The sequence below is a fragment of the Streptomyces sp. NBC_00386 genome (assembly GCF_036063235.1).
Taxonomy (GTDB): domain Bacteria; phylum Actinomycetota; class Actinomycetes; order Streptomycetales; family Streptomycetaceae; genus Streptomyces.
The window spans coordinates 6,098,678-6,123,365 of the sequence record NZ_CP107950.1 but is presented as its reverse complement, the minus strand read 5'-3'; the positions used below and the strand labels follow the sequence as shown (position 1 = coordinate 6,123,365).

The following is a 24,688-nucleotide window of genomic DNA, read 5'->3' as shown; positions in this document are numbered from 1 at the left end:
CGACGGGAAAACCCGCCGGAGAGGGGCCGTTTCCGGTAGCCGTTTCCGGTAGCCGAACGTCACCGACCGCCGTCGCCGCACAGGCACGGGCGCGCCACCCCGCGTGACCCTCCGCGCCCTCGCCTCGTGCCCGGCCCGCCCGAGGAGGACACTTCTCCTAGGGGCTCAACCAGTCCGCTCTTCCAGGGGGCTCAACCAGTCCGCTGAGGGCTTCACCAGGGGGCAGCGCCTTCGGAGGTGATCGCGATGACACAGATGACAGCGATGCAGGCACGGACCACGGTCGGCTGGCATGTCGAGATGGAATTCCAGGAGGACGACCACCGCACCCGCGCGGCCGCCCTGCTGCGGCTCCCCGACGGCAGCGAGGTACGCGCCCACGGATACGCCAGCCGCCACCCCTCCGACTCGAACCAGCCCAGGGTCGGCGAGGAGGTCGCGGGCGCGAGGGCCCTGAACGAGCTCGCCATGCAACTGCTGACCAAGGCCCATGACGAGATCGACGCGGCATCGGGCAGGACGTCCCACACGCTGAGGTGACCGGGGCCCGCCCTCCGCTCCCCCGGAGCCCTTGGGACTCCCCGGAGCTGTCGCGCGAGCACGAACCGTCACGAGCTGTTCCGCTCCGGACCCCTGGACCTGCCGGAGTTGTCCGGGTGTTGTCCGGGGGTCGTCGCCTGCCCCGAGGCCGACCAGGGTGGACAGCTTAAGGATGTTTCCACGAATCCCGCACAGATTCTGCGCGACTCCTCCATATACGGTTCCGTGGGCACTACAGTCACCCGCGCACCGATCACCGCGCGACGCCGGGCACCAGGCGGCCGGGTGGGGGTGCCGGCACACCGAGTTGCATTGTTCTGGGGGGATTCATGCGTGAAATGGTCAAAGGGTCGAATGTTTCGCTCGCCGCTCTGAGCGAGAACATCGACTCGGTGATCGTCAGCCTGGGCTGGGGAAGCTCGACCGGTGAAGGGGACGCCGATGTGTCCGTCCTCCTGCTGGACGCGAACGGCAAGGTCCGCAGCGACGCCGACTTCTGCTTCTACAACAACCCGGTTGCCGCGGACGGAAGCGTGCAGCTTCTGGGCAAGACGCCGACGGCGGACGGCGACGAGGACCGGATCAGCTTCGACCTGACCGCGGTGTCCCCCGAAGTCGATCGCATCGTCCTGGCCGCCAGCCGCTACGAGGGCGCCCGCTTCGGTGAACTGGACCGCGTGAAGCTGGCGCTGGCGGACGGCGGAGGTGAGGAACTCCTCCGCTTCGCCATCGACGACGCCGACTCGGTGAGCGCGATCATCTTCGGTGAGCTGTACAGGCGGGCCGAGGAGTGGAAGTTCCGCGCCGTCGGCCAGGGTTACGACGCGGGTCTCGCCGGTCTGGCCGCGGACTTCGGGGTCGACATCGACGACGACGCGGCGGCCGAGGCGGCACTGGACGAGGCCACCGACGACGATCAGCCGGACACGACGGCGTCGTCGGTTTCGCCCTCGCCCTCGGCATCGGCGTCGGCAGGCGAACCCCAGCCGCGAGACCCGTTGGCGGCGGTCCCCTCCCCTCGTCGGCCGGAAGACGAGGCCCAGCCGACGAAGGCTGCGGCGCGGCCTCGTACGGCCAAGAAGAAGGTCACCCTGCCCAAGGCGGTCAAGAGGACGCTGGCCGAGAACGAGTCGTGGAGGGACGCACGGCTCTTCCCGGCGTCGGCGCTCAAGAGCGACCGGGAGCGCGAGACGCGTGCGACCTCGGTACTGCTGTCCGTGATGGCTCAGGTGCCGGAATTCGGCAGGAGACTCACCGCCGCCTTCGGAGCGCCGGCCGGCCGCATGGAGACCTTCACCGAGGTCACCCTGCCGCACGGCGACACCCCCCGTCGCCCCGACGGAGTGATCCGGGTCGAACGGGCCGGCAAGCTGTGGACGGCACTGGTCGAGACGAAGACCAACGGCAGCGCGCTCAAGGCCGAGCAGGTCCAGGCGTACATGGACATCGCCGCGCGCCGTGGCTACGAGGCCGTGATCACCCTGTCGAACGACGTCGCGCTGGAAGGCAGCCCGCTCGTCGAGGTCAAGATCGACAAGAGGCGCAAGCACAAGGTGGCCCTGTGGCACCTGTCGTGGGCGGAAGTCGCCCATCAGGCGCAACTGTTGATCAGGCACGAGGGCGTCGGCAACGCGGCGCACGCCTGGCTCCTCCAGGAACTGCTGCACTACCTGCGGCACGAGAACTCCGGCTGCCACGGCTTCCAGAACATGGGGCCGGCCTGGGTGCCGGTACGCAACGGGCTCGACGACGAGACCCTGTGCCAGGGAGACTCGCGCGCGCTGGAGGTCGTCGAGAGTTGGGAACGCCTCGTACGCCAGGTCTGCCTGCGGCTGGGCGGCGAACTGGGCCAGAAGGTATTGCCTGTCCAGCGCACCAGACGCGGAACCGATCCGAAGGCGCTGCGCGGTCTTCTCGCGGATCAGCTCTGTCTCGACGGGCGGCTTCAGGCGGAACTGCGCATCGAGGGGACGCCCGGCGTCCTGGCGATCAACGCGGACCTGCGTACAGGCAAGCTCCGCACCTCGATCGAGATCCCGGCACCCGAGCAGGGCTACCCGTTGTCGTGGGCGAAGCGACTGGTCCGGCGCCTGGCCGAGGCGCCGGCGGATCTTCACGTCGAGACCCTCGTCGAAGGGGAAGCGGCCGGCCCCCGGGGAACGCTCGAACGCCTCCGCTTCGAGCCGGCCGACATGCTGCCCAAGGAGCCCGCCTCCCGGATCACCGGGTTCCGGCTGTCTCTCCTCAAGAGCATGGGAAGCACGCGCGGGAACGCGGAGTCGGGCTTCATCCGCAGCGTCGACGACGCGGTACACCGCTTCTACACCGGGGTGGTGGTCCACCTGGACGGTACGACCTCTCGCCGGACACCTTCCAAGGACGGCGCGACGACGGGCTGAGCCCAGCGACCCGGGCGAGGCGGACCCGGCGACGGAGGCACACGCGACCGCTGCCGCCCAGGTGAACCGGCCAGGCATGTTCGTGGCGGGAAGGGGGCCCAGCGGAAAACGCGGCCGGGCCCCGTTCCTGTCCACCCCTCGGGGGTTCCTTACGGCCGCCGGTAGGCCTCGGGGGCGACCCCTATCCGACAGGGCCACCCGCGAAAACCCGGTGACAGCCGGACAGCCCCGGACCTTCCCCTTGTTCATCAGGGAGGTGTCCGGGGCTTCGTCGTATCGAGTGAAACATGCTCTGACCAGCAAAAAGCCCTCCCAAAAGGGAGGGCGGAGACTGGCACCCCCGGCAGGACTCGAACCTGCGGCCAAGCGCTTAGAAGGCACTGGAGCGGACCCACGCGCGAGCATGCCTGACCTGGTCGTTTCCGGGCGCCAGGTCCCGGCGTTCGGCAACTTCGACACGCATTCGACAGATCCGGATGCCAACACGCCTGGGGCTACGCCCGCACATACCTCGTGCAGTTGAAGGTCAGCGGAACAGCTCTGGCACCGGACAGGCATCCAATGGCTCGTGCGGCCGGTCCGCCCAGCCCCACCAGACGTGCCGACCGGCACATCTCCACAGCGACCGGCAGACCCTTTGGCCGTCGTCCTCCCGCAGGGACAGTACGAAGCCACGGAACTCCATGGGCCGGCCGCAATCAGGGCAGGCCGGGGCGTCGCTGGTCATGCGGCGCACCCTAGCGGAACGACGATTGCGTCCCGCAGCGACGTCGTCAGGCACTCACCGCCCCGCGAAGCGCTGTCATAGGGCTCGGCTACGTTGCACCCATGAATGACAGGGATCCGCTCGTGCCGGCACTCACCGGCATGCTCGTCGATGTCGTGTGGTGGCTGGAGAGTTGCGGGGACGAGGAAGTAGATCCCGATTCCGCGGTGAAGATGATGGAGAGCGTCGGCGGAGAGTTGCTGCGCCTGCCCGCCAGCCAACGCGAACGGCTTTTGCGAGTGCTCGCGGACTTGGCCGAAGCGGAGCAGGACCCTGCGAGGCGCGACTTCCTGAAGGGGTTCCCCTTCGCCGTCGGCCTGGTTGAGGACCAGGAGAGTTGAGGGCACGGCTGGCTGCTAGGCACCACTTCAGCTGTCGCCAAGCGTGCGGCAGACCCGATCGCTGCGTCATGGGGGTCATGGAACAGTTGAAGTTAGCGTCTGGGCAAGCCCCTGGGTGCGGCCGGTCGAGTCTCAATGCCCGAGTCAAGGCAGCCGTGCATCGTGGGCCGATTGAAGTGCCGAGTTGCCAGCTGGGTGCGGGTTTTACCTCGCTGCCTCATCCTTATCAGGTCGATCACAGAGGTCTACCAACGTCGGCCAACCGCCCGTGCGCCTCGACCGATCAGCCTCTGGGGTCCGGCCTCGACCGCCACTGTTCGTGCTCGTTGATGTCAGCCGTGGATGTCAGACGGGGCGGGGAACGATGCTCACCGCCCGGTAGTCGTACCCGTCCTGCTTGAAGCCGGGTGCTTCCCAGGCGAGATCGACCTGTTGCCCTGGTGACAGCGTGCGAAAGCCGGGCGCCTGAATGTCGGCGTAGTGGCCGAAGCACCCTCCAGGAGTCTCGGGCGAGTCGAGGACACCCCAACCTTCCTCGTCCCTCCACTCACGCACAGTCGCAGTCACGACTGCGGCGACCTTACGGGTCCCTTTCCGGCGACTCATTTACCTCTCCCCTCATTTCCTTATCAGTTCGATCGTGGGGGATGCCGACGTCAGCTCATCGGTTCTGCGCTTCGGCTGATCGTCCGTTGCGATCCGGCGGAGACCGCCGCTGTTCACGCTTGTTGGTGTCAGCAGGTGGTGTCAGCCGAAGTCAAGTCTTTGACTTGTGGCCGTATGGCCGATCAGCGCTGAGCCCTGCGACTCAGCTGTTGACGGTTGTCGGCACTGGTTTCTCAAGGAGTGTGAATGACTTGGGTGCGCCGACCGGCTGCGGTTTGCCTGCCTTGCGTCCAACGATCCGATAGCCAGCGTCCAGGTAGTAGGCGTTCAGACGCGCATTGTCGGCCAGGCAGTCCAGGCGCACAGCTCCTCTGCCCGCCGCAGCAACGCGGCGCTCCGCAGCGCGCAGCAGGAGCCGCCCCGTTCCCGGTTGGGCGCTGCTACGGTCCACCATCAGCCGATGCACGTAGCCGGCCACGGGCGGCTGCGGTCCCCAGGCGTCCTCGTCTTCCCACCACAGCTCCCAGGCCCCGGCCACGCGGCCGTCGGCCTCGGCGATCCAGACCTCACCACTCGTCATGGCCCCGCGGAAATGCTCCTCACCCAACTGGCCCGGCTGCCACTGGCCGGTGATGCCGTGAGCGAGCATCCAGTGGGCAGCGTCGTCGCGCAAACGAACCAGCGTGGCAAGGTCGGCGTCCTCGGCGAGGCGAAAGTGCAGATCATTCACGTCGCGATACTCGCACGGGCCCACACAGGCGCTCACTACCGTCTCTTGCTCACGGTCTTGAAAACCGTCGTGGCGCGAGTCACCGTGGGTTCAAATCCCACACCCACCGCAGGTGAACGGTCTCTGACCAGGTAACTCGGTCAGGGACCGTTCTCGTGAGCGTTGTCCGCCAGCGACCGCGGTTCCCCGCCGTTTCCCGACCGAACGGGCACGGGAAGGGCATGCCGACGGACCATCTCCAGACGGCGAGCAGCCCGGCGGGCATCAAAGCGACCACCGCAGAGAAGACCCGCAGACGCTGATGTCAGAGACTCCCGCTCGCAGGGTTTAGTCCTCGATCGGTTCGCGTGCCCAGGCGTAGGGCATCTCCTCCGCCGGGTCCATGCCCCAAGGATTGGGATACCTGGCCTGGCAGTTGGTGCAGCGCGCCACGAAGGTCCCGACCTGCGGGTTTGTCAGGATGCTGTAGTGCGATCTCGGCTCTGCTCGGATCACATAGCCGTTGGCCGTGGTCTCCAAGGCCGGCCATTGAGGGCTGCAATGGCAGGGAGCGTTTTTCGCGAACGTCTCGTCATCCGGAGCGTTGTGGGTGTTCTCGAGCGTCTCGAAGAGCTTGTTCATTGCTCGTCGCGCACGCCGTGCCTGCCACCACTGACGCATCCTGTGCCCCCCACCAGCGTTGATCCCTTCGGCTACTCCGGAGGGGAACCCTAGCGTGAGGTCGGCGGAGCGACTTTGGCCGGGAGCTGCTTTGGCGCGAGTGATCATGGCCCCGTAAGCTCATCGCGAGTCGGGCAGTCTCCTGAACTGCCCGGTAAAGCACGAGGTTGGGGCCATGATCTTCGAGGCTCGCGCCGAAGTGGCTGGCTAAAGTCGTGGAGCCGACCGCCCCAGCCACGACGTGTTCTGACCCCTTGCCGTCGGCCAACCCTCTCCAGGGCGCGCGTCGGCGCGGAGCGGGCCGAAGGCAGGAGCGTCGCGCGGAGCGGAGCCGGGAGCGCGCCCGGCGGAGCGGAGCGCAGCCAGAGCTTGATGAACGCGGACCAGGCGGCGGCGCTCCTCGACTGGATCCGGCGCCGGCCTCGTGGAGGACAGCGGCTGCACGCGTTCTTCGCCACGCTGTACTTCTGCGGTCTACGGCCGGAGGAAGCCGTGGCCATGCGGGTGCAAGACGTGACGCTTCCCGGCCCCGACGCTGCGGACCAGTGGTGCGAGCTACTGATCCACACAGCTACCCCAGAGGTCGGCAAGCAGTGGACCGACACCGGAGAGATCCACGAGGAACGCGACCTGAAGGGCCGTGCCGAGGGCGAGACTCGCACCACGCCGGGGCATCCCGCGCTGACGCGCATCCTTCGGCAGCACGTCGAGGATGAACAGCTCAAGCCCGGTGACCTGCTGTTCCAGGAAGAAACGGGCGGGATTCTCGCGGGTTCGGTCATCCGTCGGGCGTGGCTCAGTGCGCGCAAAGCCGTCCTGCCCCCGCACGTCTTCGAGTCACCCACGGGGAGACGGGTGTACGACAACCGGCACACGCGTCTGACGAAGTGGCTCAACGACGGGATCCCGCCCGCCCAGGTGGCGGACTGGGCCGGGAACAGCGTCCCGGTGCTCCTGGCGACGTACGCGCGATGCGTCGAGGGGCAGCTTCCTGACCTGAAAAGGCGCCTCGAAGCCGCCGGGGATCTCCCCGGGCCGCCCGGCACCCGCTGACGCTCTCTGCCGAAACTTCGACACGTATTCGACAGGGCCACCCGCGAAAACCCGGTGACAGCCGAACAGCCCCGGACCTTCCCCTTGTTCATCAGGGAGGTGCCCGGGGCTTCCTCGCATTGAGTGAAACGTGCTCTGACCAGCAAAAAGCCCTCCCCAAAGGGAGGGCGGAGACTGGCGCCCCCGGCAGGACTCGAACCTGCGGCCAAGCGCTTAGAAGGCGCCTGCTCTATCCACTGAGCTACGGGGGCCGGGTGTGTCGGCCTGTGTCCTGGTGCCCGGGTGTGGGCGGATCCGTGACCTTGCCGGGGACAAGGATAGGGCTCCCGCATCCCTGCCCCTCATACTGCGCCTCCGTGGCTCGATGTGGAGGTTCAGTGAAGCGGTCCTGATAATCGCAGGCGGGTACGAATCGTGCACCGCTTTTGGCGTCTCGCGCATCGGGTGTTGTGCACTCGTTATGCCTGCGCCCCAGTCATCCCTTCCGCCCCGTCTGTCCTGTCGGCGCGCAGACATACCCATATGCTTCAGAAAGACTCTAAAATTGGGCATTCTTCGCATGTGGTGACCTTGGACGTACGGCCTCAGCTGCTCGACGCACTTTCCGCCCTGCGCGACCGTGTCGCCGCCGCACGCTTTCCGCTGCCCCTGGCAGGGGCTCCACGAGCGCGTGCCAACCGCGACGAACTGCTCGCACAGCTCGACGACTACTTGGTGCCCCGGTTGAGGGAACCCGAAGCACCCCTTCTCGCCGTCATCGGAGGGTCCACCGGTGCCGGCAAGTCCACCCTCGTCAACTCCCTTGTGGGGCGCCGGGTCAGCGAAGCGGGCGTGCTGCGCCCGACGACCCGTACCCCGGTGCTGGTGTGCCACCCGGAGGACCATCACTGGTTCAGCGGCATGCGGGTACTGCCCCAGCTCACGCGCGTGTGGATGCCCCATCAGGAGCCCGGCGACGATCTGCCCGCCGGCGCCAAACGCGGGGAGCGAGTGCTGCGTATCGAGACCGCCGACTCGCTGCCCCGGGGCCTCGCCCTCCTCGACGCGCCCGACGTCGACTCCCTGGTGGCCGAAAGCCGGGTGCTGGCCGCCGAACTGATCTGCGCGGCCGACATCTGGGTGATGGTCACGACGGCCGCGCGGTACGCCGACGCGGTGCCGTGGCATCTGCTGCGTACCGCCAAGGAGCAGAAGGCGACCCTGGTGACGGTCCTGGACCGGGTGCCGCACCAGGTGGTGTCCGAGGTCTCGCGGCAGTACGGCGCGCTGCTCGCCAAGGCGGGACTCGGTGAGGCGCCCCGCTTCACCGTGCCCGAACTGCCCGAGTCCGCCTGGGGTGGCGGTCTGCTGCCCGCCACGGCCGTCGCACCGCTGCGTACGTGGCTCACGCACCAGGCCCAGGACCCGGGAGCCCGCCACGGGGCCATGGCCCGTACGGCCCATGGCGTCCTCGACTCCCTGAAGGCGCGGATGCCGGAACTGGCCAGTGCCACCGCCGCGCAGTACGCCGCCGCGACACGGCTCACCGCGTCCGTCGACGGGGCGTACGACAGCGAGCACACGCGCGCGAAGGGGCGTCTGCAGGCCGGGGCCGTGCTCTCCGGGGACGCCCTCAAGCGCTGGCGCGCCTATCCCCTCGACTGCACCGCCGAGGAGTTGCTGGACGCGCTCGTGGAAAGCCTGTCCGCTCTGCTGCTGTGCTCCGTCGCGGCCGCCGACGAACGCGTGGACGACGCCTGGCGCCGTGAACCGGCCTCGGGCGCTCCGGGGCTGACGGACCGTGATCCGGCGCTGGAGAGCGCGGAGCACCGGATCGGTCTGGCCGTACGACGCTGGCGACGCATCCTTGAGGAATACGCCGAGGACGAGGTGCGCGACCTCGACAAGAGTGTCGCGCCGGACTCCGCGGTGGTGGCCGCGCTGGTCGCCACCGCGCTCCTGGGCGGCCGCAGGGCGCGCAGCGCGGGCGAGGGACTGGCCGAGCGGATCGGGGCCCACGGCGCGCTGCGGCTGCGCGACAAGGGCGGCCGACTGCTCACGGACCTCATCGACAAGGCCCTCCAGACCGAACGCGAGCGCCGGCTCGCACCCCTCGAAGCGCTCGACGTCCATCCGGAACCCCAGGCCGAACTCATCGCCGCGCTGTCCGTACTGCAGAAGGAGAGGTGACCGCGGTGACTGCCGTCACTGACCACACGGATCAAGCCGACCGTCCCGGAGACGGACGTCCCGAGGACAGTCGTCCGGAGAACGGCCGTCCCGCGGAGGACCACTCCGAGGACGCCGTCCGCGAAAACGCCCCCTCACGAGCGGGTACCCCTTCCCGAACAGGCGCTCCGGGCGACGAGCGCACCGACCTCGACGACCGCGACGGGGCGACCGGGGGCGCCGGTGATTCTCAGGAAAACCGCCCGGACGAAGGCCGGGCCGGTGCGGCACGTTCCGGGGCCCGGCCCCTGGAAGGCGCCAGGGAGACCGGAGGGGGTGGTGAGGGGGACGACGGCGGCAAGGCGGCGCGGAGCGACGGCACGGCCGGACAGGGAGGCTCCCAGGACGCGTCCGGAACGGAGTCCCGCGCGCGTGGGGAGGGCGCCGACCCGGCGCACGCGGAGGACGGCCCCGTCTGGGACGACGGCCTCATCGCGCGACGCGTGACCGAGACGGCCCCTGTCCGGTACCAGGCGCCGTCGGCGGAGGCCAAGGCCGCCGTCCCGTCGCTGCCTGCGCCCCTCGCGTACGACGGGCTGCTGCGCTCACGCCTGGACGCGCTCCGTGAACTGGTCGGTCTCTCCCGCGCCCGGCTCGACAGCGGAACGCTCGCCGAGGCGGGCCGGGTCCTGGACGAGGCGGCGGCCCGCCGCAGGCTCTCCGGGGAGCACACCGTCGTCGCGATCGCCGGAGCCACGGGCAGCGGCAAGTCGCAGCTCTTCAACGCGCTCGCGGGCGTGGCGATCTCGGAGACCGGCGTACGCAGGCCGACCACCTCGGCCCCCATCGCCTGCACCTGGAGCGACGGCGCGGCCACCCTGATCGACCGGCTCGGCATCCCGGGGCGGCTGCGCAGACGACCGTTGCAGAGCGCGGAGGCGGAGGCCCAGCTGCGTGGCCTGGTCCTGGTGGACCTGCCCGACCACGACTCGGCGGCCGTCCAGCACCGCGAGCAGGTGGACCGGGTCCTCAAGCTGGTCGACGCGGTCATCTGGGTGGTGGATCCGGAGAAGTACGCGGACGCCGTCCTCCATGAGCGCTATCTGCGGCCGCTGGCCGGGCACGCGGAGGTCACCTTCGTGGTCCTCAACCAGGTGGACCGGCTCCCCGGCGAGGCCGCCGATCAGGTGCTCGACGATCTGCGGCGGCTGCTCGACGAGGACGGCATCGCGCTCGGCGAGTACGGCGAGCCGGGCGCCACCGTCCTCTCGCTGTCCGCCCTCACCGGGGCCGGGGTCCCCGAACTGCGTGAGTGTCTCGGCCAGTTCGTGGCGGAGCGCGGCGCCGCCGCACGACGGATCTCGGCCGATCTCGACGCCGCCGCCGCACGGCTGCGGCCCGTCTACGCGACGGGACGGCGGGTCGGGCTCAGCGAGGAGGCGCGGGACGAGTTCGCGGACCGGCTCGCGGACGCGGTCGGCGCCGTGGCGGCCGGCGAGGCCGCCGAACGGTCCTGGCGCCGCAACGCCAACCGTGCCTGCGGCACGCCCTGGCTGCGGCTGTGGCGCTGGTATCTGGAGCGGCGTGAACCCCCGACCGGGCGTCTGCCCGTGCGGGCTCCGGCGGACGAGGAGGCCACCGCCCGCCAGCGTGTCGAACAGGCGGTGCGGACGGTGGCCGACCGGGCCGCGTACGGACTTCCCGCGCCCTGGGCGCTGGCGGTGCGCGAGGCGGCCGTACGGGGCGCGCAGGGGTTGCCCGAGGCGCTGGACGACATGGCGGCGCGCGCGGCGGCACCGGCGGGACGGCCACCGAGGCCCGGCTGGTGGCCCGTCGCGGTGCTGGCGCAGGCCGCGATGACGATCGTCCAGGTCATCGGCGGGCTCTGGCTGGTGGGCCAGATCATCGGGGTCATGTCTCCGAATCTCGGGGTTCCGGTGCTGCTGATGGTGTCGGGCATCGTCGGCGGCCCGGCCGTCGAGTGGGCCGGCAAGATGGCGGCCCGCGGGCCGGCTCGGCGCTACGGCCTGGAAGCGGAGAGACGGTTGCGCGAGGCGGCCGCAGGTTGCGGAAGGGCCCGGGTGCTGGATCCCGTGGCGGCGGAGTTGCTGCGGTATCGCGAGGTGCGGGAGCAGTACGGGCGCGTCATGGGGACGGCGACGGCGGGTACCCCGGTCGGGTGACGCGGTTTTCCACAACCGTCCGTCGGCCCACAGCGTCCAGCGGGCCCGGCCGGGCGGAGGCAGTCTGATCCCGCGGCGATCGCAGCGCATGCGTTCGCCGCGGCAGACGCATCCGCACGGGAGGGATTCACGATGAACGAGACGATGGTGTGCGCGGTGGGCAACGTGGCGACACGGCCCGTGTACCGGGAATTGGCGAACGGCGCGTCGGCGCGGTTCCGGCTGGCGGTGACCTCGCGGTACTGGGACCGCGAGAAGAACGGGTGGACGGACGGGCACACCAACTTCTTCACGGTGTGGGCCAATCGCGCGCTCGCCACGAACGTGGGCGCCTCGGTGTCGGTGGGCGATCCCGTCATCGTGCAGGGCAGGCTGAAGGTGCGCACCGAGACCCGCGACGGGCAGAGCTGGACGTCGGCGGACATCGACGCGGTGGCGATCGGCCACGACCTCTCCCGGGGTACGTCGGCCTTCCGGCGTCCGTCCAAGGAGGGTGAGCCGGCTGCGGCGCAGCGTCCCGAGCCCAGTTGGGAGTCGGTCCCGGACGCCCCGCCGGAGGGCGTGTCCCCATCGCGTCCGGAACCGGCCGGGGTGACGTGATGTCAGCGAGGGCCACGATCTGACCGAACTGCGGCCTATCGACAAATACATGGCGAACAGTCCTTATGGATTTGTCGATAGGTGCAGCTCACGAAGTGATCGCGATAACGATTCCGAGTCAGATCGGTTATCGGACGACAGGACCAGGGGGAGCGATGCGGCGCTTCTTTAGGATGCCGAACACAGCTCTCGGGGCTTCTGATTCTGCTGGCGGGACCGTCCCCCATGTCAAAGGGTCCTGCGCGAAGGGGAATTCTGTGTCATCTGCGTTCTCGGTGTTGTCCGCGCGCGGGCGAGGGGCAGCCCGTCTCGCCGCCGCGGCCCTGGTGTGGGGGCTCGCCGCAACGGGAACGATCGCCGCAGCCGGTACGGCCGCCGCGGAGGAGATCCCGCAGAGCCAGGGCGGAGCGACCGCCACCATAGGGGACCTGAAGACGTACGGGTCGGCGGTCATTCACGAGAACGGCGAGGACTCCTGGGTCTCGGCCGGCCTGTTCGAGATGTCCGTCGAGAACGGCGGCATGCTGCAGACCTACTGCATCGACCTCCACAACCCGACCCAGCGGGACGCCAGATACCAGGAGACCTCCTGGAGCGGCACATCACTGAGCGGCAACAAGGACGCGGGCCGGATCCGCTGGATCCTCGAGCACTCCTACCCGCAGGTGAACGACCTGGCGACGCTGGCCGAGAAGGCCGGTGTCACCGGTCTCACCGAGCAGGACGCCGCGGCCGGCACCCAGGTGGCGATCTGGCGGTACTCGGACGGCGCCGACGTGGACGCCGCGGACCCGCAGGCGGAGAAGCTCGCGGACTATCTGCAGAAGAACGCGCGGGACCTGGCGGAGCCCGAGGCCTCGCTGACGCTCACCCCCGCCGCGGTGTCCGGCCACCCCGGTGAGCGGCTCGGCCCGGTCACGGTGCACACCAACGCGGGCAGCGTGACGGTGACCCCGCCGACGGACATCGCCGCCGGCGGGGTGAAGGTCGTCGACCAGGACGGCAGGGCGATCACCTCCGCGACGGACGGGAGCAGGCTCTTCTTCGACGTGCCGAAGGACGGCGCGGACGGTTCCACCTCCCTCACCGTGCAGGCCTCGACGACGGTGCCGGTCGGCCGCGCCTTCACCTCGGAGACCCGCAGCCAGACGCAGATCCTCGCCGGCTCCAGCGAGTCCACCGTCTCCGCGACGGCGAGCGCGAAATGGGCGGCGAAGGGTGCGATACCCGCCCTGTCCGCCCAGAAGAACTGCTCGAAGGGCGGTGTGGACATCACGGCCGCGAACAAGGGCGACGTGGCGTTCACGTTCGAGCTGATGGGCGTCGAGCACACCATCGCGGCGGGCATATCCGAGACGCTCACCATCCCGCTGCAGGAGGACCAGGCGTACGACTTCACGATCGGCGCCACGGACGGCGGCGGGCAGCGGTTCAAGGGCATCCTGGACTGCAAGACCCAGGGCGGTACGAGCGACATCTCGGCCCAGACCCTCAGCGAGCCGAGCCCGGCCTCGGTGGGAGGCACCGGCGGGGGCACCGACCTCGCCGAGACCGGCGGCTCCGGACTGACTCCGGTCATCGCCGGCGCGGCCATCGCCCTCGTCGTGATCGGCGGCGCCGTGGTGGTCCTCGTGGGCAGGAAGCAGACCCCGCCGCAGGTCTGACGCCCCGGCACCTGGGCCGGGACCGGGGTGATCAGCCGCCCCGCCGACGGGAGTCGACGGGGCGGCGGCCGCACCAAGAGGGCGGCGTCAGTACCGGACTAGAGCTGGGCCTTCCGGATGCGTACGACGGCGAAGGCCGCCGCGAGCAGACCGAGAACGCCGACGATCAGACCCGCGGTGCCCAGGGCGCGTGCCGTGGAGTCGCCGCTCTTGTCGCTCGCGGTCGATTCAGCGGCGGCCGAGGAGGAGGACGAGTCGGAGCCGGAGGCCCCCGTGCCGGCCGAAGCGGGCTTCTCTGCCGCGCCCTCGGCGGTGAGCGTGAGCGCCGGAGCCGGGCTCTCCGGTTCCTCCTCGCCCTTCTGCGGCTGCTCGATCCAGCGGACCACCTTGCCGTCCGAGTAGGTCTGGAGCGTCTTGAAGGTCAGCTGGTCGACGTCGTCCGGGAGCTGGCCGAAGGCGACCTGGAAGTCCTGGAACTCGCCGTGGCGGATCCGGCCGCCGGTCCAGGTGATCTCGGAGACCGCGTCGGTGATCGTGCCGTCGTCCGTCTTGACGGGCTTCTTCAGCTTGACGGTCGTCGCCCTCGCGGTCCAGCCCGCCTGCGGGGTGACAAGGACACCCAGGACCGGGTGATCGGTGGGCAGGAAGATCTGCACCTTGGTGGTGCTGGCGGTGTCCTCCTCGTTGGGGACACGGAAACTCAGGAGGCCGTCCGTGGCTCCCTTGGCGTAGCTCTCGGGGTGGACCGTCACGTGCGCGAAGGCCGCGCCCGCGGCGGTCAGGACGCCGGCGGCGGCGAGGGCGGCGACGGTGCCGGTGCGGCGCAGGGTGGTGCTGATCGGGGACATCAGGGGAACTCCGTACTGAAGGGGAACGTGGTCAGGGCGTGTGAGCGAGCCCTGCCGGCGGGCCCCGGCGCGAGACGGCGTGACGCAGCAGCGGCTGACCGAGCGGCCACGGCTCGGCGGCCGTCCGGCGCACGACATCCCCGTACAGCCGTACCGGAGACAGTCCCGTCCTCGTCCTCCACCATGCGGCGAGCCCCGGGACGAACGTCACGGCCCGGCGCAGCAGGGACCACAGGGCGGCCTCGCCGCGCCGCAGCCACCATGTCGCCAGCAGAGCGGCGACGACATGCGCGGCCGTGGCGTGCGGGGTCAGTGCGTGTACGGCCGGGTGCGCCATGTGCATCCCGTGCATGTTCATCGCCATGCGCGGCCGGGCGGCCTCGAAGCCGAGGTGGAGTCCGGCCTGAGCGACCAGCATGGCGCCGCCTATCCCGGACAGGGACCGTTCACGGCCGCCCAGCGCACAGCCGGTGGCGAAGACGGCCAGCAGTCCGGCGCCCTCCGCCCACAGCGGCGGCGCCTGTCCGGTGGCGAGCGCGTGCCCCCCGGCTGCCAGCAGCACGCACAGGGCGGCGAACACCGCGGCGCGCAGACTCCGTACCGCCGGCGACGCATTCATAGTGCCCAGATACTGCCATGGGGAGGGAGTGACCGTCGCGGCTTCCCCCCGCGGTCCACCGTCGTGGTCCGCCCGGCTCCGCGTGCCACGGCTCGGGTAGGGTCCGGCTGAGCCTGGGAGGGACCCGACATGCGTCTTCGCTGTGCCGTGCTGGACGACTATCAGAGCATCGCCACCCGGATCACCGACTGGTCGCCTGTCGCGGACACCGTGGAAGTCACGGGTTTCGACCGGCACTTCGGTGACGAGGACGCGCTGGCGGCCGCGCTGGCGGACTTCGACATCGTCGTCACACTGCGCGAACGCGTGCCCTTCCCGGCGTCCTTGCTGGCCCGGCTGCCGCGGCTGAAGCTGCTGATCGCCTCCGGGATGCGCAACTCGGTGATCGACTACGCCGCCGCCGAGGCGCACGGGGTGACCGTGTGCGGCACGCCGAGTTCCTCGACGCCGCCGGTCGAGCTGACCTGGGCCCTGCTGCTCGGCCTCGCACGGGGGATCGTCACGGAGAACAACGCCCTGCGGGCGGGCGGTCCTTGGCAGAGCACCGTCGGCGCCGATCTGCACGGCCGGCGGCTCGGCCTGCTCGGGCTGGGCAAGATCGGTGCCCGGGTGGCCCAGGTGGGACTCGCCTTCGGCATGCGGGTCGGCGCGTGGAGCCAGAACCTCACCGCGGAACGGGCCGAGGAGGTGGGGGTGGACCTCGCGGCATCCAAGGAAGAGCTGCTGGCGGACAGCGACTTCGTCTCCGTCCACCTCGCGCTCGGCGACCGCACCCGGGGGCTCGTCGGCGCCGCCGAACTGGCCCTGCTCAAGCCGACCGCGTACCTCGTCAACACCTCGCGCTCGGCGATCGTCGACCAGGACGCCCTGCTGGCCGCGCTGCACGCGGGGCGTATCGCCGGGGCGGGCGTCGACGTGTTCGACGCCGAGCCGCTGCCCGCCGCCCATCCGATGCGCTCGGCCCCTCGCCTGCTCGCCACCCCGCACCTCGGCTATGTGTCGCGGTCCAACTACGAGACGTACTACGGGGCGGCCGTCGAGAACATCCAGGCGTTCCTGGCGGGCACACCCCTGCGCCGCCTCGGCTGACCGCGCCCGCCCGGCCCCCGGCCCGGACGATCATCGGTCCGCCCGATCACCGGCCCGGACGAACAGCCGCTCGTCCGGCCCCTGTTCGAACAGTGATCCCCTGGCGGAACGCCCGTGACCAGGTGCGGACGGACGCGTTGAACGGGAAGTGCGGTCGCGTCCGAGCCATCGCACTCATCGAGTCGAAGGAGAACGTGATGTCTCGCATCGCGAAGGCCGCCGCAGTCGTCGTGGGCACGGGTGCCGTTGCCCTCAGCGGGGCCGGAATGGCCATGGCTGACGCCGGCGCCCAGGGCGGGGCCGTCGGCTCGCCCGGTGTCCTGTCGGGCAACGTCATCCAGGCCCCGATCCACATTCCGGTCAACCTGTGCGGCAACACGATCAACGTCATCGGTCTGCTGAACCCGACCTTCGGCAACACCTGCGTGAACGGCGACGCCGACTTCAAGGAGCACAAGTCGGCCAAGAAGCACGGGTCCAAGAAGCACCACGAGGTCAAGAAGCACCACGAGGCCCGCGGCTACGGCAACTGAGCCCAGCACGCGCGAGGCCCCCGGCGGGACGTCACCGCCGGGGGCCTCGCCGTTGCCGGCGCCTGTGCCGTGGCGCCGGTGTCTGCGCTGTGGCTGTGGCTGTGGCTGTGGCTGTGGCTGTGGCTGTGGTTGTGGCTACGCGTACCGGTAGATGTGGCTGTGGTCCTCCATCGATTCCGGCGTCACGCCCCACGGGGGCATCTTCTCCCGCCGGGCGACGATGCGCCGGTACTGGGAGTCACGTGGACCCGGGGGCCGCTCGGGCAGATAGCGGGCACCCTTGTGCAGCTTCTGCCAGCGGGACCACTGAAGGTCGACGAAGGCGTGGTGCAGCCAGAAGGCGGGGTCGTTGACCGAGGCACCGCCCAGCATGTGGCCGCCGACCCAGCGGTGGACACGGTTGTGGTTCTCCCAGGTGGCGTTCCCCGTCCCGTGCCCCCACCCCTCCAGCCGGTTCCGGAAGCCGCGCGTGGTCGTCGAGTCGAAGGGCGCCGTGTCGTAGACGGGGTCGTTCAGGGCCGCGTTCAGCGCGGCCCGTGTGGGCAGTTGGATCGGCTTGCGCGGGCGGCCGAACTCACGCATGAGGAACGCGCCGTCGGTCACCCCTTCCTTGATCGTCCACTTGCCCTGCGCGTAGGCGAAGGGTCCGGTCATGACCTGCCGGTCAGAACGCCGCCCGTCGCCGCCGAGCAGGTCCTTGGTCCACGGGGCGGAGGTCGGTGTGCGGTCCCGCGTCCAGTCCCAGTACGGAACGCTCACACCGGAGTCCACGCGCCTGAGCGCCTGCTCCAGGTCCAGCAGGAAGCACCGGTGCCAGGGCAGGAACGAGGGCGCCATGTGGGCCGCGCGCAGTCCGCCGTCGCCGTCGGAGACGTAGTAGTCGATGTGCCTGCGGACGAACTCGTCGTATTCTCCGCGGCGTTTGACCTCCAGCATCGCGGTGACGAAACGGCGCCGCTCCGCGCTCGTGAGGGTGCTGACGTTCTTACGCGTGTACACCATGGTGGTGGCCGCTCCCCTCCGTACCGTTCATCCATGTGCCGGTCCCCCGCCCGCCCATGCCGGCCGCCCTGCCGTCCATGCCGTCCATGCGCCTGAGCTGCTCGGCCGGGCCCAGCTGCTCGACGGCCGCGCGGACCGCCGCCAGCGGTGTCGGATACGACTCGTAGTGGTCCACCATGCTGAGATAGCTGCCGTCCGCGCGGCGCATCAGATGGAGCGGCCGGCCGTCCACCGTGACCTGCCACTCGACACCCGCGAACGCGGCCCTGCCGTCCGAGCGGCTCTGCCTGCCGAGGATGTGCCGGCCGCGGTACACCTCGTCGAAGGAGAGGTCCCGGGGGTGGCGGCGCGGCGGCCGTGAAGCCGCGACGACGGGGGCCAGCGCAACGCCGACGACCGACACGAGCAGTCCCCGCATCGCACCGCGCCGGGTCAGCGCCAGCCCGCCCACCACGCGTTCCGTCCCGCGGCCGGGCGCCGGGGCGTCCGGCGCCCGCCCGCGCCTCGGTACTCTGCCCGGCATCCAGCTGGCGAACATGCTTCTCTCCTCGGCGAATTGATGCTGTTTCGATCGGTTTCGGGAAGGCCGACGGCCCACTCCGCGGGACGGAACGCCTAGGCCCCGGACCCATCTCCGGGTTCGCCGTCGGGACGGTCCTCACCAGCGGTGCGAGCACCGCGGCCTGAGGCTGCTTCAGGCCGGGAAGGCCGAGGTGGCCGGGGTCGTGGCGGCACCCACCGCCGCCACACCGGTCATGACGGCGGCGAGAGTTCCTCGTGCGGTCGGCTTCATCTCAGGTACGGTCCCTTTCAGGATTCGAGGGCTCGGCGTCCGTATCACGTAACGATTCCGGGAACGTCATCAGATCAAGATTTCCCTGACGGACTCATTAGTCGTCCGATAGGGAGATCTCAGCTCGTCCAGAAATCCCACCAGCGGGTGAGGATCAGCATTCCGATGACGCCGATGTGCAACACCGGAACGACCCAGGTGAACTCCGCGAGAAATACCTTCAGCCATTCCGGGGCGGGCAGAAACGCGTTCCGCACATTGAAGGACGTGACGTACCAGAACATGATGATCGTGGCGGCCCACGCCAGACAGCACCACAGACACAGCGCGTTGATCCGGTAGAACGACTGGAACTGGAGCCAGCTGCAGAATCCGACTCCGAACAACATGCCCGCGTTGAAGGTCAGCCAGTACCACCGCGGGAATCCCGCACCGGTCAGCAGACTCACGCCGACACAGATCACCACGCTGTACGCCACCAGGCCCAGCATCGGGTTGGGGAAGCCGAAGGCCGACGCCTGCTCGCTCTTCATGACGCTGCCGCACGAGACCACCGGGTTCAGGCTGCACCCCGGAACGAAGTTCGGGTTCTCCAGCAGCTTGAACTTGTCGATCGTGATGACCCACGCGGCGAGAAGACCGGCCGCCCCGGTGATCACCAGCAGCAGGGCCAGGGCACGGCCGCTGCCGGCGGTGTGGCCGCGCGGACCGTTGCCGCCGCTCGTCCCCGATCCCGCAGCGGCCGCCATCAGCCGCGCAGCCTGCGCGCGGGCAGCAGCACGTGGGACGCGCTGAGGAGAGTCTCCTCGTCGCCCGCGAAGGCCGTCAGGTCCTCGGGCGCGACGGGCCTGCCGGGCTGGGCCACGGGCCAGGCACGGGTGGCGAACAGGAAGTAGGCGTAGCCGCGTTCCCCGACCGCCTCGAGCCACTCCGGCGGCGCCACGCACCGGGCATTGAGGTACGGCATGCTGACGACGGCCTGGCCGGCCTCGACGAGCAGGGTGAGCGGCAGGCTCGGCTGCCGGGATCCGTCGATGAGCTTGTCGCCCACGGGCAGTCCGTTGTCGATGAGCAGCTGCCGGATGGCCGCGGCGGAGCCCTCGGGGCCCCCTTCGCCGTCTCCCAGCGAGTAGGCGAGGAGATAGGGCATGTCGCCGTCGGGGGCCTCTCCGCTGAATGCCATGACGGCGAGCGTGCCGAGATCGGCGCTCCGAAGTGAGGGCGTTTCGCTTGAGGTTGAGGTCACCGCGGAACCTTATCGATACGCCCGTTCGGGTTCTGACTCGATATCACCCGACCGGGGGATGCCAGGGATTGTGACCACACGAACGAGGTACGCGGCTCGAACAGCGCGAAGGACCGATTCCGCACCTGGGGAATCGGCCCTTCTCACCACATCGGCCGCGCGACGTCAGTGGTTGAGGCAGGCGTTGCCGAAAGTCGGGTTCAGCAGACCGACGACGTCGACCGTGTTACCGCAGACATTGACCGGAACGTGTACGGGAACCTGGACGACATTGCCCGACAGAACGCCCGGGGAATTGACCGCGGCACCCTCGGCCCCGGAGTCCGCGACGGCACTCCCCGCAGCGGCACCCGCGGCCATTCCGGCGGTGGCGAAAATAAGAGCGGCCTTCTTGGCAGTGTTCATTGTGAGCCCTTTCATCGGAGATTTTCTCCAGAGCCTAGGGAAATGCCCGCGGGCATTGCGGAAAGACACGCACGCAAGGGATACGACTAACCCTGAGGAGGAAGCCCGCCGAGGAGCTGCGTGGGGGAGGCAGTCGTGTTCAGCGTCTTCGCCGCGCTGTTCACACCGCTCAGCGCGGAGTCCTTGTTCTCGGTGTCGAGCGCGTTCGACTGGTGCTGGAGAGGAAGGACGTCCTGCGCGCTGAGCGAACGCTGGCTGGTGACGGTCTCCAGGGCGCCGTTGAGGCTGGAGGGCGCGAGGTCGGAGGCTCCGGCGGCGAACGCGGGCGCGGCGGCGCCGGCGACGACCAGGGACCCGGCGACCACCGCGGCGGCCTTGAGAGACTTCATCGTGTTCCTTTCTTCGGCGACGGATGTCACCGGAGGGAATTCCTCTGTGCGCTGCCTAACGAGCTCCGAACGCAACGGAAACTCCGCGTGCGGAGAATTCCTGCGCCCCGCCGGGAGCCCCGGCGCGTCACGCCGGACGGCACCGGCCCGTGCCGGGCTTTCGCGCGGTCGACCGGCGCTGGCGGCCGGCCGGCGCCGGACGCGCCGACGCGGACCGGCCGCCCTCCGTTTCGGGAGGACGGCCGGCCAGAAGGGTCCGCGACGGCGTCAGCCGTTGACGCAGGTGTTCCCGACCGCGGGGTTCAGCAGACCGATGACGTTCACGGTGTTGCCGCAGACGTTGACCGGGACGTGAACGGGAACCTGCAGGACGTTGCCCGACAGGACGCCCGGGGAGTGGGCGGCCGCGCCGTGCGCGCCGCTGTCGGCGGCGGCGATGCCGGCGGTGCCGGCCACGGCGGCGGCGGCAACGGAGGTCAGGGCCAGGCCCTTCGCGATACGCGACATGGAGAAGTGCTCCTTGGAAATCGACACAACATCCGGGCGGAATGCCCGGCTCTGGTGCAACGCGTGAGGCTCACGCGGGTTGTGCCTCCAAAAGGGTGATGTCTCGGACGGTCGGACTTCACTATTCCGACACACATCACAGCTTTCGATGACAAAGCAGGACACCGACTAGAGTCGGGCTCTCCGAGGACGGCTGGAAGCAGGCGTCCAGGGGCGCCGGGGGCTCGCGGGGAGCCGACGCGCACATGCCTGATTCATCCGATTCTCGGATTTCCGCCCGTCCTCTCGTCCAGAACCTTTTCCCCGAAAGGGCACCGCCGGTCATGCGTACTTCCCCGGGCCTGCCGCTGCGCCGTGCGATCGTGGGCGGCTCCGCCCTCGCCGCGTTCCGGGCGCCCGGCGGCCCCGCGTCCGCGGAGCCGCCCGCCGCGCGGACACAGACGCTCCCGTTCACACAGCGGTACCACGCGCTCCAGTACGGCGGAATCGTACGGGCCGCCAACTCCTCTATCAGCTGCCGGAGTTCGGCGAAGGCAGCGCTGCCCCACGGCTCGGTGAGAACAGCCGGCATCACCCGCGCCACGGCACCCACGTGCCCCGCGGTGCGCGGGGGCGACTCGCTGTCCGTCTCGACGGACCGCGGTACGCCGACGGCACCGGGCGACCTGGCCAACCCCCGCGAAGACGTGCTGAATTCCATGATCAGCGAGCCCGGACCCGGTGCCCCGAGGCGGGTGCCCTCGTACGCGAACACCCTCGGTCACGACTCGGACGTCCTCGAACTCGGCGAGGGGATCCGCGGCGGGGGTGACCAGTTGGCCTTCCGGATCGTTTCGCAGCGGGACGCGGCCTGGATCGGAGCACTGTTCGCCGCCGTCGACGCGAAGCAGTGACGCGCGCCCCGGTGCGCCGCCCGTGAGCAAGGAACCGCGCATGCATCTGCCAACAGACCCTCCGCCGCGGGTCCTTCATGTCACGCAGCCGGTCGACGGAGGTGTCGCACGCGTGGTCACCGACCTCGTCGGTGCCCAGGTCGCCGCCGGAACGCGGGTGACCGTCGCCTGCCCGGACGGCAACGGCTTCGCCCGGGAGCTGCGGGCGCTCGGCGCGGACGTACGGCCCTGGCACGCGACGCGGGCGCCGGGGCCGCAGCTCGCTCAGGAGGTACGGCGGCTCGGCCGGGTCCTGGCGCGGGTGCGGCCCGACGTGGTGCACGCGCACAGCGCGAAGGCGGGGCTCGCGGCCCGGCTCGCGCTGCGTGGACGGGTACCGACGGTGTTCCAGCCGCACGCCTGGTCGTTCGAGGCCGTCGACGGTGCCGCCGCGGCGCTCGCGCTGCGCTGGGAGCGGTGGGGCGCGCGCTGGGCGTCCCGGGTGGTGTGCGTCAGCGAGGCGGAGCGCACGACCGGCGTACGAGCCGGAGTGCGCGCCCCCTGGAGGGTGATCCCCAACGGCGTCGACCCCGGGCGGTTCCACCCCGCCGCCGCGGACGCCGTACGAACCGGGCTGCCGCTGCTCGCGGGGGTCGATCCGGCCGCTCCCCTGGTGGTGTGCGTGGGACGGCTGTGCCGGCAGAAGGGGCAGGACATCCTCCTCGACGCGTGGCCCTCGGTGCTGCGGCGGGTGCCCGCCGCGCGGCTCGTGCTCGTCGGGGACGGACCGGACTCGGCGCGACTGCGCGCCGCGGCACCGCGTGACGTGCTGTTCGCCGGGGCCGCCGCCGACGCGGTGCCCTGGTACCAGGCCGCCGATCTGGTGGTGCTGCCGTCCCGCTGGGAAGGCATGGCGCTGGCCCCGCTGGAGGCCATGGCCTGCGGGCGTCCGGTCGTCATGACGGACGTGGACGGCGCCCGCGAGAGCCTGCCGCCGGGGCACGACGCCCGCTGTCTGGTGGCCGCGCCGGAACCGGCGCCGCTGGCGGAGGCCATCGGCGCGCTGCTGGCCGATCCCCCGCTGCGCGCGTCGCTCGGCAACCAGGGGCGCCGCCACGTACTGACCACGCACGACGTGCGCCTCACGGCCGACGCGGTCGCCGGGGTGTACCGCGAACTGCTGGCCGGCCGAGAGCCGCAGCACGCCGGAAGGGTCATGTGCGCGGACCACACCGAGTGCAGGGAGTCCATCCACTCGTGACTGCGGAAAGCACCGTTCCCTCCCCCGGCGGACAGCCCCGGGAGTACGGATTCTCACCCGTCTCGGTCATGTCGTCGCGCGAGAGCGACGGCGGTTTCAGTTTCCCGGCCGGACGGCGGAACACGGTCCGGCGCGTCTCCTGGCTGCCACTGGCCGCCGTGGACGCCGTCGCGGCGCTGACGGCCGCACAGACGCTCACGGAGATCCAGCGCCACCCGCTGTCCGTCGCCGCGCTGCTGCTGGTCGTGGTCCTGCTGAACGCCAGGGCTTCCCTGTACCGGCCGGCACCGCTGCCCGCCCTGCTCGACGAACTGCCCGCCGTCTGCGCGCGGATCGCGGTCACCTGGTGCGCGCTGGCCGCCGTCTTCGCCGCGTTCGCCCCGGACGAGGCGCTGACGGCCCGGACGCTGGCCCTGGGATGCGCCGCGCAGTCGGTGATCAGCTGCGCCGGCCGCGGCACCGTGCACTGGCGGCGTCGCCGGGCCCTCGCGCAGCACCCCGGCGCCGCCCTGGTGATCGGTCCCGCCGGGACCGCGCAGCGGGTGGCCGCGGCCTTCCTGCGCCACCCGAACTGCGGGGTACGGCCGGTCGGTGTCGTCGCCGACCAGTCGACCGGCCTCGACGGACTGCCGGTGCTCACCACCGGCGAGGAGGTACAGCGGGCGCTCATCCAGAACGGGGTGCGGGCCGTGCTGGTGGTGGAGCCGCCGGTCAGGCGCGGGCCGATGCTGCGGGCGCTGGCCCTCGCGGGCTGCGAGCTGTGGGAGGTCGACCCGGACTCCCCGTCGTACGACCGCGCGGGCCGGCACACGCTGGCCGGCTTCGCCTGCCGCCCCCTGTCGATCGGCGCCCGGCGCGCCGCGTTCGGGAAGCGGTTCCTCGATGTCGCCGTCTCCGGCGCGCTGTTGCTGCTGGTCAGTCCGCTGCTGCTGGTGTTCGCGGCCGTCCTGCGGCTGACCGACGGGCCCGGTGTGGTGTTCCGGCAGGAGCGCATCGGCAAGGACGGACGGCCGTTCACGCTGCTGAAGTTCCGCACCCACCGCCCGGTCGACGCTCACGAGGCCGCGACCCGCTGGAGCGTGGCGGGCGAGCAGGAGATGAGCCGCTTCTGCGCGTTCCTCAGACGCACCTCGCTCGATGAGCTGCTCCAGCTCCTGAACGTCCTGTGGGGCGACATGAGCCTGGTCGGACCGCGCCCCGAGCGGCCCTACTTCGTGGCCAAGTTCAGCCAGACCTATCCCGGCTACGCGGCCCGCCACCGGATGCAGACCGGCATCACCGGACTCGCCCAGGTGCACGGGCTGCGCGGCGACACCTCGATCGAGGACCGGTGCCGGTTCGACAACGCGTACATCGACAACTGGTCGATGTGGCAGGACATCTGCATCCTGCTGCGCACGGCCGCGGCGCTCGTGCGCCCGACGGGGAGCTGAG

General features: G+C 70.4%; 25 protein-coding genes and 1 tRNA gene. 13 read left to right on the top strand and 13 right to left on the bottom strand.

Annotated features, from left to right (window positions below):
- Window positions 1–255: 255 nt before the first annotated feature.
- The 3 genes from OG780_RS26930 (at window position 256) to OG780_RS26920 (ending at window position 4,046) form a co-directional block, all read left to right on the top strand.
- Window positions 256–540 (top strand): DUF1876 domain-containing protein, encoded by a 285-nt coding sequence (locus OG780_RS26930; protein ID WP_326790949.1) that lies wholly within the window; start codon window positions 256–258, stop codon window positions 538–540.
- 329 nt (window positions 541–869) lie between these two features.
- Window positions 870–2,939, top strand: a complete 2,070-nt coding sequence (locus OG780_RS26925; protein WP_328452344.1) for a TerD family protein — start codon at window positions 870–872, stop codon at window positions 2,937–2,939.
- An 828-nt stretch (window positions 2,940–3,767) separates the two neighbouring features.
- The gene (locus tag OG780_RS26920) at window positions 3,768–4,046 is read left to right on the top strand and encodes a hypothetical protein (protein WP_328452342.1); all 279 of its coding nucleotides are present in this window, start codon (window positions 3,768–3,770) and stop codon (window positions 4,044–4,046) included.
- Between the two features lie 345 nt (window positions 4,047–4,391).
- Here the strand turns inward: OG780_RS26920 and OG780_RS26915 are convergent, their stop codons facing one another.
- From OG780_RS26915 to OG780_RS26905, 3 genes are all read right to left on the bottom strand, one after another.
- Window positions 4,392–4,652, bottom strand: coding sequence for a cold-shock protein (locus tag OG780_RS26915; protein WP_328452340.1), 261 nt, complete (start codon window positions 4,650–4,652; stop codon window positions 4,392–4,394).
- A gap of 202 nt (window positions 4,653–4,854) precedes the next feature.
- Entirely contained in the window at window positions 4,855–5,382 is a 528-nt protein-coding gene (locus OG780_RS26910; protein ID WP_328452338.1) for a GNAT family N-acetyltransferase, read from the bottom strand.
- 327 nt (window positions 5,383–5,709) lie between these two features.
- On the bottom strand, window positions 5,710–6,003 hold the full coding sequence (locus OG780_RS26905) for a hypothetical protein (RefSeq protein ID WP_328452336.1): 294 nt from the start codon (window positions 6,001–6,003) through the stop codon (window positions 5,710–5,712).
- A 411-nt stretch (window positions 6,004–6,414) separates the two neighbouring features.
- Here OG780_RS26905 and OG780_RS26900 point away from each other — a divergent pair, with 411 nt between their 5' ends.
- Complete coding sequence (locus OG780_RS26900) at window positions 6,415–7,095, top strand: tyrosine-type recombinase/integrase (RefSeq protein WP_328452334.1); 681 nt, start codon at window positions 6,415–6,417, stop codon at window positions 7,093–7,095.
- A gap of 175 nt (window positions 7,096–7,270) precedes the next feature.
- On the opposite strand, the gene OG780_RS26895 is transcribed toward OG780_RS26900, so the two are convergent.
- Window positions 7,271–7,346: transfer RNA gene (locus OG780_RS26895), tRNA-Arg, on the bottom strand.
- A 271-nt stretch (window positions 7,347–7,617) separates the two neighbouring features.
- Here OG780_RS26895 and OG780_RS26890 point away from each other — a divergent pair.
- The 4 genes from OG780_RS26890 to OG780_RS26875 all read left to right on the top strand — a co-directional run bounded on the left by OG780_RS26890 (window position 7,618) and on the right by OG780_RS26875 (window position 13,690).
- On the top strand, window positions 7,618–9,264 hold the full coding sequence (locus OG780_RS26890) for a dynamin family protein (protein ID WP_328452332.1): 1,647 nt from the start codon (window positions 7,618–7,620) through the stop codon (window positions 9,262–9,264).
- Between the two features lie 5 nt (window positions 9,265–9,269).
- Window positions 9,270–11,426: a YfjP family GTPase gene (locus OG780_RS26885; RefSeq protein WP_328452330.1), complete on the top strand. Its 2,157-nt coding sequence runs from the start codon at window positions 9,270–9,272 to the stop codon at window positions 11,424–11,426.
- 132 nt (window positions 11,427–11,558) lie between these two features.
- Complete coding sequence (locus OG780_RS26880) at window positions 11,559–12,026, top strand: single-stranded DNA-binding protein (RefSeq protein ID WP_328452328.1); 468 nt, start codon at window positions 11,559–11,561, stop codon at window positions 12,024–12,026.
- Between the two features lie 257 nt (window positions 12,027–12,283).
- Window positions 12,284–13,690: a thioester domain-containing protein gene (locus OG780_RS26875; RefSeq protein WP_328452327.1), complete on the top strand. Its 1,407-nt coding sequence runs from the start codon at window positions 12,284–12,286 to the stop codon at window positions 13,688–13,690.
- A 98-nt stretch (window positions 13,691–13,788) separates the two neighbouring features.
- Here OG780_RS26875 and OG780_RS26870 read toward each other — a convergent pair whose 3' ends face one another.
- Both OG780_RS26870 and OG780_RS26865 read right to left on the bottom strand, forming a co-directional pair.
- Window positions 13,789–14,538: a YcnI family protein gene (locus tag OG780_RS26870; protein ID WP_328452326.1), complete on the bottom strand. Its 750-nt coding sequence runs from the start codon at window positions 14,536–14,538 to the stop codon at window positions 13,789–13,791.
- A gap of 31 nt (window positions 14,539–14,569) precedes the next feature.
- Complete coding sequence (locus OG780_RS26865) at window positions 14,570–15,157, bottom strand: hypothetical protein (protein WP_328452325.1); 588 nt, start codon at window positions 15,155–15,157, stop codon at window positions 14,570–14,572.
- A gap of 129 nt (window positions 15,158–15,286) precedes the next feature.
- Here OG780_RS26865 and OG780_RS26860 point away from each other — a divergent pair, with 129 nt between their 5' ends.
- Both OG780_RS26860 and OG780_RS26855 read left to right on the top strand, forming a co-directional pair.
- Complete coding sequence (locus tag OG780_RS26860) at window positions 15,287–16,246, top strand: D-2-hydroxyacid dehydrogenase family protein (protein WP_328452323.1); 960 nt, start codon at window positions 15,287–15,289, stop codon at window positions 16,244–16,246.
- A 197-nt stretch (window positions 16,247–16,443) separates the two neighbouring features.
- Complete coding sequence (locus tag OG780_RS26855; RefSeq protein ID WP_328452321.1) at window positions 16,444–16,779, top strand: chaplin; 336 nt, start codon at window positions 16,444–16,446, stop codon at window positions 16,777–16,779.
- Window positions 16,780–16,914: 135 nt separating this feature from the next.
- On the opposite strand, the gene OG780_RS26850 is transcribed toward OG780_RS26855, so the two are convergent.
- The 7 genes from OG780_RS26850 to chpG form a co-directional block, all read right to left on the bottom strand.
- Window positions 16,915–17,781, bottom strand: a complete 867-nt coding sequence (locus tag OG780_RS26850; RefSeq protein WP_328452319.1) for a tyrosinase family protein — start codon at window positions 17,779–17,781, stop codon at window positions 16,915–16,917.
- Window positions 17,765–18,319: a tyrosinase family oxidase copper chaperone gene (locus OG780_RS26845; RefSeq protein WP_443062214.1), complete on the bottom strand. Its 555-nt coding sequence runs from the start codon at window positions 18,317–18,319 to the stop codon at window positions 17,765–17,767. Before OG780_RS26845 ends, OG780_RS26850 begins: the two co-directional genes overlap by 17 nt.
- A gap of 374 nt (window positions 18,320–18,693) precedes the next feature.
- Window positions 18,694–19,323, bottom strand: coding sequence for a vitamin K epoxide reductase family protein (locus tag OG780_RS26840; protein ID WP_328452317.1), 630 nt, complete (start codon window positions 19,321–19,323; stop codon window positions 18,694–18,696).
- On the bottom strand, window positions 19,323–19,820 hold the full coding sequence (locus OG780_RS26835; RefSeq protein ID WP_328452315.1) for a DUF5949 family protein: 498 nt from the start codon (window positions 19,818–19,820) through the stop codon (window positions 19,323–19,325). The genes OG780_RS26840 and OG780_RS26835 overlap by 1 nt, the downstream gene beginning before the upstream one ends.
- 165 nt (window positions 19,821–19,985) lie before the next feature.
- Window positions 19,986–20,225, bottom strand: a complete 240-nt coding sequence (locus tag OG780_RS26830; protein WP_443062213.1) for a chaplin — start codon at window positions 20,223–20,225, stop codon at window positions 19,986–19,988.
- A gap of 86 nt (window positions 20,226–20,311) precedes the next feature.
- Window positions 20,312–20,614 (bottom strand): hypothetical protein, encoded by a 303-nt coding sequence (locus tag OG780_RS26825; RefSeq protein WP_328452313.1) that lies wholly within the window; start codon window positions 20,612–20,614, stop codon window positions 20,312–20,314.
- 267 nt (window positions 20,615–20,881) lie between these two features.
- Entirely contained in the window at window positions 20,882–21,121 is a 240-nt protein-coding gene (gene chpG / locus OG780_RS26820) for a chaplin ChpG (protein WP_328452311.1), read from the bottom strand.
- A 323-nt stretch (window positions 21,122–21,444) separates the two neighbouring features.
- On the opposite strand from chpG, the gene OG780_RS26815 reads away from it, so the two are divergent.
- The 3 genes from OG780_RS26815 to OG780_RS26805 are packed head-to-tail and all read left to right on the top strand — an operon-like array spanning window position 21,445 to window position 24,687.
- Window positions 21,445–22,014: a hypothetical protein gene (locus OG780_RS26815; protein ID WP_328452310.1), complete on the top strand. Its 570-nt coding sequence runs from the start codon at window positions 21,445–21,447 to the stop codon at window positions 22,012–22,014.
- Window positions 22,015–22,054: 40 nt separating this feature from the next.
- Window positions 22,055–23,254 (top strand): glycosyltransferase family 4 protein, encoded by a 1,200-nt coding sequence (locus tag OG780_RS26810; protein ID WP_328452309.1) that lies wholly within the window; start codon window positions 22,055–22,057, stop codon window positions 23,252–23,254.
- On the top strand, window positions 23,251–24,687 hold the full coding sequence (locus tag OG780_RS26805; RefSeq protein WP_328452307.1) for an exopolysaccharide biosynthesis polyprenyl glycosylphosphotransferase: 1,437 nt from the start codon (window positions 23,251–23,253) through the stop codon (window positions 24,685–24,687). Before OG780_RS26810 ends, OG780_RS26805 begins: the two co-directional genes overlap by 4 nt.
- Window position 24,688: the final 1 nt, after the last annotated feature.

What these genes read in the sequence shown, in the direction of transcription:
- OG780_RS26930 (WP_326790949.1), top strand. Translation starts at nt 256, where the DNA reads ATGACAGCGATGCAGGCACGGACCACGGTCGGCTGGCATGTCGAGATG.
- OG780_RS26925 (WP_328452344.1), top strand. Translation starts at nt 870, where the DNA reads ATGCGTGAAATGGTCAAAGGGTCGAATGTTTCGCTCGCCGCTCTGAGC.
- OG780_RS26920 (WP_328452342.1), top strand. Translation starts at nt 3,768, where the DNA reads ATGAATGACAGGGATCCGCTCGTGCCGGCACTCACCGGCATGCTCGTC.
- OG780_RS26915 (WP_328452340.1), bottom strand. Translation starts at nt 4,652, where the DNA reads ATGAGTCGCCGGAAAGGGACCCGTAAGGTCGCCGCAGTCGTGACTGCG.
- OG780_RS26905 (WP_328452336.1), bottom strand. Translation starts at nt 6,003, where the DNA reads ATGAACAAGCTCTTCGAGACGCTCGAGAACACCCACAACGCTCCGGAT.
- OG780_RS26900 (WP_328452334.1), top strand. Translation starts at nt 6,415, where the DNA reads ATGAACGCGGACCAGGCGGCGGCGCTCCTCGACTGGATCCGGCGCCGG.
- OG780_RS26890 (WP_328452332.1), top strand. Translation starts at nt 7,618, where the DNA reads ATGCTTCAGAAAGACTCTAAAATTGGGCATTCTTCGCATGTGGTGACC.
- OG780_RS26880 (WP_328452328.1), top strand. Translation starts at nt 11,559, where the DNA reads ATGAACGAGACGATGGTGTGCGCGGTGGGCAACGTGGCGACACGGCCC.
- OG780_RS26870 (WP_328452326.1), bottom strand. Translation starts at nt 14,538, where the DNA reads ATGTCCCCGATCAGCACCACCCTGCGCCGCACCGGCACCGTCGCCGCC.
- OG780_RS26865 (WP_328452325.1), bottom strand. Translation starts at nt 15,157, where the DNA reads ATGAATGCGTCGCCGGCGGTACGGAGTCTGCGCGCCGCGGTGTTCGCC.
- OG780_RS26860 (WP_328452323.1), top strand. Translation starts at nt 15,287, where the DNA reads ATGCGTCTTCGCTGTGCCGTGCTGGACGACTATCAGAGCATCGCCACC.
- OG780_RS26855 (WP_328452321.1), top strand. Translation starts at nt 16,444, where the DNA reads ATGTCTCGCATCGCGAAGGCCGCCGCAGTCGTCGTGGGCACGGGTGCC.
- OG780_RS26850 (WP_328452319.1), bottom strand. Translation starts at nt 17,781, where the DNA reads ATGGTGTACACGCGTAAGAACGTCAGCACCCTCACGAGCGCGGAGCGG.
- OG780_RS26845 (WP_443062214.1), bottom strand. Translation starts at nt 18,319, where the DNA reads ATGTTCGCCAGCTGGATGCCGGGCAGAGTACCGAGGCGCGGGCGGGCG.
- OG780_RS26840 (WP_328452317.1), bottom strand. Translation starts at nt 19,323, where the DNA reads ATGGCGGCCGCTGCGGGATCGGGGACGAGCGGCGGCAACGGTCCGCGC.
- OG780_RS26830 (WP_443062213.1), bottom strand. Translation starts at nt 20,225, where the DNA reads ATGAACACTGCCAAGAAGGCCGCTCTTATTTTCGCCACCGCCGGAATG.
- OG780_RS26825 (WP_328452313.1), bottom strand. Translation starts at nt 20,614, where the DNA reads ATGAAGTCTCTCAAGGCCGCCGCGGTGGTCGCCGGGTCCCTGGTCGTC.
- chpG (WP_328452311.1), bottom strand. Translation starts at nt 21,121, where the DNA reads ATGTCGCGTATCGCGAAGGGCCTGGCCCTGACCTCCGTTGCCGCCGCC.
- OG780_RS26815 (WP_328452310.1), top strand. Translation starts at nt 21,445, where the DNA reads ATGCGTACTTCCCCGGGCCTGCCGCTGCGCCGTGCGATCGTGGGCGGC.
- OG780_RS26810 (WP_328452309.1), top strand. Translation starts at nt 22,055, where the DNA reads ATGCATCTGCCAACAGACCCTCCGCCGCGGGTCCTTCATGTCACGCAG.